The organism is Methanobrevibacter sp., assembly GCF_017427765.1.
In the GTDB taxonomy this organism is placed as follows: Archaea; Methanobacteriota; Methanobacteria; order Methanobacteriales; family Methanobacteriaceae; genus Methanocatella.
This window is the reverse complement of record NZ_JAFRSC010000042.1, coordinates 1-2973: the sequence shown is the minus strand read 5'-3', so window position 1 is coordinate 2973 and position 2973 is coordinate 1. Positions and strand designations below refer to the sequence as shown.

At 37.5% G+C, this 2973-nt stretch carries 5 protein-coding genes; 3 read left to right on the top strand and 2 right to left on the bottom strand.

The window, feature by feature from the left end; translation table 11 throughout:
* The 3 genes from IJL02_RS11720 to IJL02_RS11715 form a co-directional block, all read left to right on the top strand.
* Positions 1-225: hypothetical protein (locus IJL02_RS11720; RefSeq protein ID WP_292816659.1), on the top strand; the 225-nt coding region annotated here is incomplete at its 5' end.
* A gap of 295 nt (positions 226-520) precedes the next feature.
* The gene (locus IJL02_RS12525) at positions 521-784 is read left to right on the top strand and encodes a type II toxin-antitoxin system HicA family toxin (RefSeq protein ID WP_369334643.1); all 264 of its coding nucleotides are present in this window, start codon (positions 521-523) and stop codon (positions 782-784) included.
* Positions 676-1251, top strand: a complete 576-nt coding sequence (locus IJL02_RS11715) for a type II toxin-antitoxin system HicB family antitoxin (RefSeq protein WP_292816657.1) — start codon at positions 676-678, stop codon at positions 1249-1251. The genes IJL02_RS12525 and IJL02_RS11715 overlap by 109 nt, the downstream gene beginning before the upstream one ends.
* Before the next feature lie 148 nt (positions 1252-1399).
* On the opposite strand, the gene IJL02_RS11710 is transcribed toward IJL02_RS11715, so the two are convergent.
* Together IJL02_RS11710 and mobC are read right to left on the bottom strand one after the other, a co-directional pair.
* Positions 1400-2779 (bottom strand): relaxase/mobilization nuclease domain-containing protein, encoded by a 1380-nt coding sequence (locus tag IJL02_RS11710; protein ID WP_292816655.1) that lies wholly within the window; start codon positions 2777-2779, stop codon positions 1400-1402.
* A 13-nt stretch (positions 2780-2792) separates the two neighbouring features.
* Positions 2793-2973, bottom strand: a 181-nt coding sequence (gene mobC, locus IJL02_RS11705; RefSeq protein WP_292816653.1) for a plasmid mobilization relaxosome protein MobC, incomplete at its 5' end; no start/stop codon positions are given.

The following is a 2973-nucleotide window of genomic DNA, read 5'->3' as shown; positions in this document are numbered from 1 at the left end:
TACATGATCTCTAGGAGATACAAAGCCGATGAACTCGTTGGAAAGAAATGCAGACCGATACATTCCATCAAGAATGGTGCGGGCATGGTTATAACTCCGGATACGGTTTGTACCATCGTCTCAGCTCATTATGGAGTCGAAGTCAAGACAGAGAAGTGTCCTCATTGCGGAATGTATGCGATCATATCCCGTATTCCACGAGAGGAGCTAGAACTATTAAGCTAACAGGCAGGAACACAAACAGTACAGAGAACAACAAAAATCCCCGGCATTCATTAAGAAAAACCGGGGATTTTTATGCTTTTTATCCGCATCAAAAACGGCCTAAAAGCCTTGTGGTTGACACGTTTTTATTAATGAGTCCCACTTGGGACTCATTTTTATTCTGGTTCAATGCCAGGTTCGGGACCCTTTTCAGGTTCAGAAAAAGATGCCTTCATACTGAAATCGGGGTTTATTTTTGAACTTTTTTATCGGCTTTTTTCAAGCTAAAACCCTTGTGGTTGACGCACTCTCTTTAATGATGGCAAATTTGCCATCATTGTTGACTTTACGTATCAATACGTATTATAATTTGATTGAAGAAAGGAAATTATTCATGAAAGTATCAGAACTTAAGAAGCTATTAAAAAAGCACGGCTGCACATTATTAAGAGAAGGTGAAAACCACGAAATTTGGTACTCGCCTATAACAAAACAACAATTCGCTGTACCTCGGCACAATTCAAAGGAATTGCCAACCGGAACAGAGAAAACAATAAAAAAGCAATCAGGGATCCTTTAACATTGGAAAACAGAAACTCAGAACACGAAAGAAAGGAAGATATTATGTCCAAGAAAGATATTCGTTCATCAGTTTATATTTATCCTGCTATATTTACACCTGAAGATAAAGGAATGTATTCCATCAGCTTTCCCGATATAGAGAATTGCTGCACTTGCGGAGACAATCTCGAAGACGGTATGATGATGGCAGAAGATGCACTTGCGCTTATGATTTATTCAAATTACGAGGAAAAAGAACTACAAGCGCCTGATGCTACTCCCATTGAAAAAATAAAATTAAACAAAGGCGAATTCGTTACATATGTTGTATGCGATACACTGGAATATAGAAAAAAATTCGGTACTAGAGCAGTAAAGAAAACTTTATCAATCCCTGAATGGCTTAATGACGCAGCTGTTAAGAAAAATATTAACTTTTCACAAGTTCTTCAAGAAGCATTAAAAGACAAATTAAATGTAAGCTAATTTTCTTCTGCTCCATTATTACAAATAAAAAAGCCCCGACTTCAATATGAAATCGGGGTTGTTTTTGCACTTTTTATTATAAAATTCTTAGCCTAAATCCCTTGTGGTTGACACGTTTTTATTAATGAGTCCCAAGTGGGACTCATTTTTATTCTGGTTCAATGCCAGGTTCGGGACCCTTTTCAGGTTCAGAAACAGATGCCTTCATAACACCTTCCAGCATTTTCCTTTTTGTCCTTAAGTCCTTTAATTCAATATTTATACTTTTCAGTTGTGCTCGGGCTGCAGATTCCGCTTCAGGATCTTTTTGACTTCTCGAAAGAATATATATTTGGTGGCGGAGCTTAGTTTGTTCCTTCTCCAAAAAGGCAATTTTCTGTTGAAGTCCAGTAAGCGTTTTTTCTGCATCCGTTGTTGTTTTAACACCAAGTTCATTTAGCAGTGTAATTGACTGCAACGACTTCCACACTTGTTCTAAGTCTTTTTTCTGTTGCCGAGAATATCTTTCCGGATGAACTTGATAATCATTAAGGTTGATCCCGAAGGTTTTCAGCATAAACATAAAGAATTGATACTGATATGTATTTTTCCAATTCTTTTGGATCCTCGCATATCTGTTTTCATACATATAGAGCTGAGATGGCGACATAGAATCTCGTGTATATCCGTCAGGCATGACCATATATTCGTTCTCGATTCGTTTGACAAGCCTCTCATTTGAATAATCATCTCCAAAACGAATGAATCGCATAGGCCGCTGCCAATCACTATGCTGCAATGTCCAGAATTTGTGATTGTCAGAAAGATCCAGCTCATAACCTCGATTTCTCATAAAATCACGGAACTCACTCAGATTATTACAAACCGCAATACCCTCATCGATATCCATCTTGGCCTTTAATTGCCTTTTTGAATAGTGCGGTAAAACTGCAGGGGAAATTCCCCTGTCTGTAATAACGGATAAACCGTGTTGTTTAATGATTTCATCTGATATATAAGAGATCTTCCGGTGATAGCAGCAAGGATGCTTTTCTCCATCTAGGCTAACTGAGTTAATTATAAAATGATTATGAATATGTTCCCGATCGATGTGGGTAGCAACAACAACCTGATAATTATAATCACCCCATACTTTTTGAGCCAGTTCCAGTCCAATCAAATGGGCATGGTCCGGATCGATCTCGCCCGGCATAAAACTCTGTACGCAATGATAACCAACTACGCCACCGGTTTTACCGAAATATTCTTTCTCCTTGTTCATTTCAGCAAGAGCATTTTCGGCGGTACAGTTAATACCAGATACAAGCCTTTTTTCTTCGGTCTTATACTCTTGAGAAATATATCCTATCGCTTGCTTCAAATTTGCAATTTGAATATCGGTATTATCCCTGAAAGAAGGAGAAATGAATTCATCATTAGATGCAATTCTAGACTTAATATCGACTTCTGTAGTTTTTTCGGTATTCTCAATATATTGAACAGCAGCTTTTAATGATGAGTGCAGCGACCAAATCTTAGTAATTGCCATTTTTAAAGCCTCATTAAATCAAGTCATTGATTTTTCCTACAGTATCAGTTACTTCTTTCAATGTCTGATCCAGATCTCCGATAATTATTCCTTGAGTATTTGCTAATCTAGTGAGCTGATTCAAATTTGTACCAATCTTAAGTAGTTGATTTCGAAGATCTCTCAATTCTTTTCTTGATTCGTCCGGGATCTTC